Raw genomic sequence first — 3,757 nt, 5'->3', positions numbered from 1 at the left:
CCACTTCACAACCGGAGGCCCTCACCTGTCAGGGCGACTCACCGCCAACGGGCGGGACAACCTCTCCGGACATCACAGCTAGCGCGCCGTCAGTCGCGGCCGTTGACCGCCTCGGCGACCTCGGCGAGCAGCCGCGGATGCCGCAGGAACGGGGTGATGATGTCGACCGGCAGCGGGAACACCACCGTCGAGTTCTGGTCGGCGCCCAGCTCCAGCAGGGTCTGCAGGTAGCGCAGCTGCAGCGACGCCGGGCTCTTCGACAGCGTCTCGGCGGCCGCCCGCAGTTCCTCGGAGGCCTGCAGCTCCCCGCGGGCGCTGATCACCTTGGCGCGCCGCTCCCGTTCGGCCTCGGCCTCCCGCGCCATCGCGCGCTGCATGGATTCGGGGATCTCGACGTCCTTGATCTCCACCACCCGGACCTCCACCCCCCACGGCTCGGTCTGCTTCTCGATGATCACCCGCAGGTCGGCGTTGAGGTCCTCGCGGTGGGCCAGCAGGGTGTCCAAATCGGCGCGGCCCAGCAGCGAGCGCAGCGTGGTCTGGGCGATCTGGGAGGTGGCGACCGCGTAGTTCTCCACCGCCATGATCGCCTTGATCGGATCGATGACCTGGAACATCACCACCGCGTTGACCCGGGCGGGCACGTTGTCGCGGGTGATGAGCTCCTGCGGCGGGATGGTCAGCGTCACCACCCGCTGATCCACCCGGTCCATCTTGTCGGCCAGCGGCAGCAGGAACTTCAGGCCGGGCTGATACAGCGGGCGCAGGTGCCCCATCCGGAACACCACGCCGCGCTCGTACTCGCGCAGCACGGTCAGCGACAACACCGCGAGCACCGCCAGCACCGTCAGCACGGCCGCCACCACGATGACCATCGGTCCACTCACGTCTCGTCGTTCTCCTTCTCGGCGTAGCCGCCACCCCAGCGGGTGGAATAGCGGTCGATGGTGGCGGCGGCCTGCTCCTCCAGGCCGCTGCGGTGCGGCAGCGCCTCCGGCGGGGCGTTGCCCGGCGTTTTCCACAGGTGGCGCGCCAGCGGCACGCTCAGCAGCGCCACCAGCGCGATGGTGGCCAGCAGCACCAGCACGTCGGCGGTGTCGTGTTTGCCCAGCAGCATCCCGGCCGGCATCACCACCCCGAGAAACGCCACGAAGCAGGCGATCCCGCGGTTGAACCGGCCGGCTTCGGAATGCGGCCACGGATCGATCTCCCGGCTGATCTCCCGGCCGTGCTCGGAGGCGGTGCAGGAGTCCTTGACCGGGCAGCTGTTGCACACCACCGCCGAGGCCCGGTAGCGCATCACCCGGTTGGTGGGGTCATAGGAGGTCGGCCACAGCCAGTGGTCCTCCGGGCAGACCCAGGCGTCGTGGTCGGGCCGGTAGGTGAACTGCCCGCTGCGCCACTGCGCGGCCCGCGCCGAGGCCCGTCTGGCCATCGCGTCGAAGCTCCAGGCGATGGCCACCAGCAGCAGCGCGTACCCGGCGACCATCAGCACCGAGGCCGAGGGCGGGGTCATCTCACTCCTTGGCGGTGGCGTCGGCCGGGGTGACCGGGACGAACAGCGGGTCCTCGGGCATCTCGTCGATGACCTTGCCGGCCCGGAAGTAGCGCAGCGCCAGCAGCGAGACGTACACGAAGGGCAGCACCCCGCCGCCGATCAGGATGACGTCGCCGGGCAGGCGCAGCCATTCGATGAGCGCGTTGCCGGGCTGGGTGATGTAGCCCAGCGAGCGGGCCTCGAAGTAGCCGTCGCTGACCGAGTGGAACAGCTGCAGGATGCCCAGCGGCAGCAGGGTGGCGAACACCATCCAGGCCAGGCCGAGGTTCATCGACCAGAACGACAGCCGCACCCACTTGGTCGGCCACTTCTCCGGCGGGATCACGTAGCGGTAGGCGAAGATCGCCAGCCCGACCGCGAGCATCCCGTAGACCCCGAACATCGCGGCATGCCCGTGGTTGGCGGTCAGCGCGGTGCCGATCTGGTAGTAGGACACGATCGGCAGGTTGATCAGGAACCCGAAGATGCCGGCCCCCACGAAGTTCCAGAACCCGACCGCGACCAGGAACATCACCGCCCACCGGGCCGGGAACGGCTTGTTGTCGGCGGTCTCCTGGCGGGCGCCGAGCTGCAGGAACGCCCACGCCTCCACGGTCAGGAACGTCAACGGGATCACCTCGGCGGCGGAGAAGAACGCGCCCAGCGCCATGTGCTCGGCCGGTGTTCCGGAGAAGTACAGGTGGTGCATGGTGCCGATGACCCCGCCGGCGGAATACAAGATGATGTCGAGGAAGATCACGCCCAGCGCGATGCGCTCCCGCACCACCCCGAGCAGCACGAAGATGTAGGCCACCATCACCGTGGTGAACAGCTCCAGGAAGTCCTCCACCCACAGGTGCACCACCCAGAACCGCCAGAAGTCGGCGACGGTGAAGTGGGTGTCGCTGGAGGCCAGCAACCCGACCGCGTAGAACATCGGGATCGCCAGCCCGGCGAACAGGAACATCCACGGCATGTTCATCTTCGACTCGCCGCGCAGCCGCGAGCGCATCCCGCGCCAGATGATCGCGATCCACAAGAACAGGCCCACCACCAGCAGGATCTGGAAGATCCGCGGCAGGTCCAGGTACTCCCACTGCTGGGAGAGCAGGTGGCCCTCGGGGATGACCCCGTAGATCGAGAGCGCCTCGAACAGCATCGACCCGAACACCACCACCGCGACCGCGCCGAGCAGGGCGTAGGTCAGCGTCGACTGCCTGCGCGGTTCGCGGCGGGCGATGAAGGGCACCAGGAAGATCCCGCCGGCCAGGAACGCCGCCGCGGTCCAGAACAGCGACAGCTGCACATGCCAGGTGCGAGCCAGGTTGTAGGGCAGGATGCGGGCCAGGTCGACGCCGAAGAAGGTGGACAGGTCGGCCCGGTAGTGCTGGGCGGCCGCACCCAGCAGGGTCTGGGCCAAGAACAGCACCGCGACCACCACGAAGAACCACACGGTGGCGCGTTGGGAGCGGGTCAGGCCCACCTCGCCGGGCTGGCGGAAGGTGAGGGTGTCGGCTTCGGCGGAGTGCCAGCCCACCTTCTGGCTCCACCGCCCGTAGACGGCGAACATGATGCCGATCCCGCCGAGCAACGCGATCAGCGACAGCGCCGACCACACCACGATCGCGGCGGTGGGCCCGTTGTCGACCCGGGACTCGGCCGGCCAGTTGTTGGTGTAGCTGTAGGTGTGGCCGGGCCGTTCGGCGGCCGAGGCCCACGCGGTCCAGGCGAAGAACGCGGTCAGGTCGCGGATCTCGGTCGGGTCGGTGATCGTCTTGGGCAGCAGCCCGTACTTGGTGGAGTCCTCACCGAAGTATTCGGCGTAGTGGCCCTGGATGCGCTCGAACGCCGCCGCCTGCTTGGTGGTGAAGGTCAGGGTCTTGCTCGCCGCGTCGTAGCGGTTGGTGCGGAACTCGTCGACCACACGGTCGCGGGGGTCGTCGACGCCTCCGGTGCGGAACTGGGCGGCGACGTCCTCGGTGGCGCGGCGCAGGTAGTCGGCGGTGTAGTCCGGGCCCAGGTAGGCGCCGTGGCCCAGGATCGAGCCGTACTGCATCAAGCCGCGGGCCTGGAACAACTCCTGCCCGCGGGTGATGTCGGCCTCGGTGAACAGGGTCTCGCCGGATTCGCTGACCACCTTCTCCGGCAGCGGCATCGAGGCGGTGTAGGTGCGGTAGATCAGGATCCCCATCACGAAGAACCCGAAGATCATCACCAGCG

The 3,757-nt window shown here is 68.6% G+C and carries 3 protein-coding genes; all 3 read right to left on the bottom strand.

Features of this window, described 5'->3' with window-relative positions; genetic code table 11:
• Positions 1 to 89: 89 nt before the first annotated feature.
• The 3 genes from A5643_RS07305 to A5643_RS07295 are packed head-to-tail and all read right to left on the bottom strand — an operon-like array spanning position 90 to position 3,755.
• Positions 90 to 875 (bottom strand): slipin family protein, encoded by a 786-nt coding sequence (locus A5643_RS07305; RefSeq protein ID WP_502686220.1) that lies wholly within the window; start codon positions 873 to 875, stop codon positions 90 to 92.
• Positions 876 to 883: 8 nt separating this feature from the next.
• Positions 884 to 1,516: a hypothetical protein gene (locus A5643_RS07300; protein WP_066853480.1), complete on the bottom strand. Its 633-nt coding sequence runs from the start codon at positions 1,514 to 1,516 to the stop codon at positions 884 to 886.
• A 1-nt stretch (position 1,517) separates the two neighbouring features.
• Positions 1,518 to 3,755 (bottom strand): nitric-oxide reductase large subunit, encoded by a 2,238-nt coding sequence (locus A5643_RS07295; protein WP_231995487.1) that lies wholly within the window; start codon positions 3,753 to 3,755, stop codon positions 1,518 to 1,520.
• Positions 3,756 to 3,757: the final 2 nt, after the last annotated feature.

Origin of the sequence: Mycobacterium sp. 1274756.6, from assembly GCF_001668625.1 — a bacterium.
Classification (GTDB): Bacteria; Actinomycetota; Actinomycetes; order Mycobacteriales; family Mycobacteriaceae; genus Mycobacterium.
This window is presented reverse-complemented; position numbering and strand designations above follow the sequence as displayed.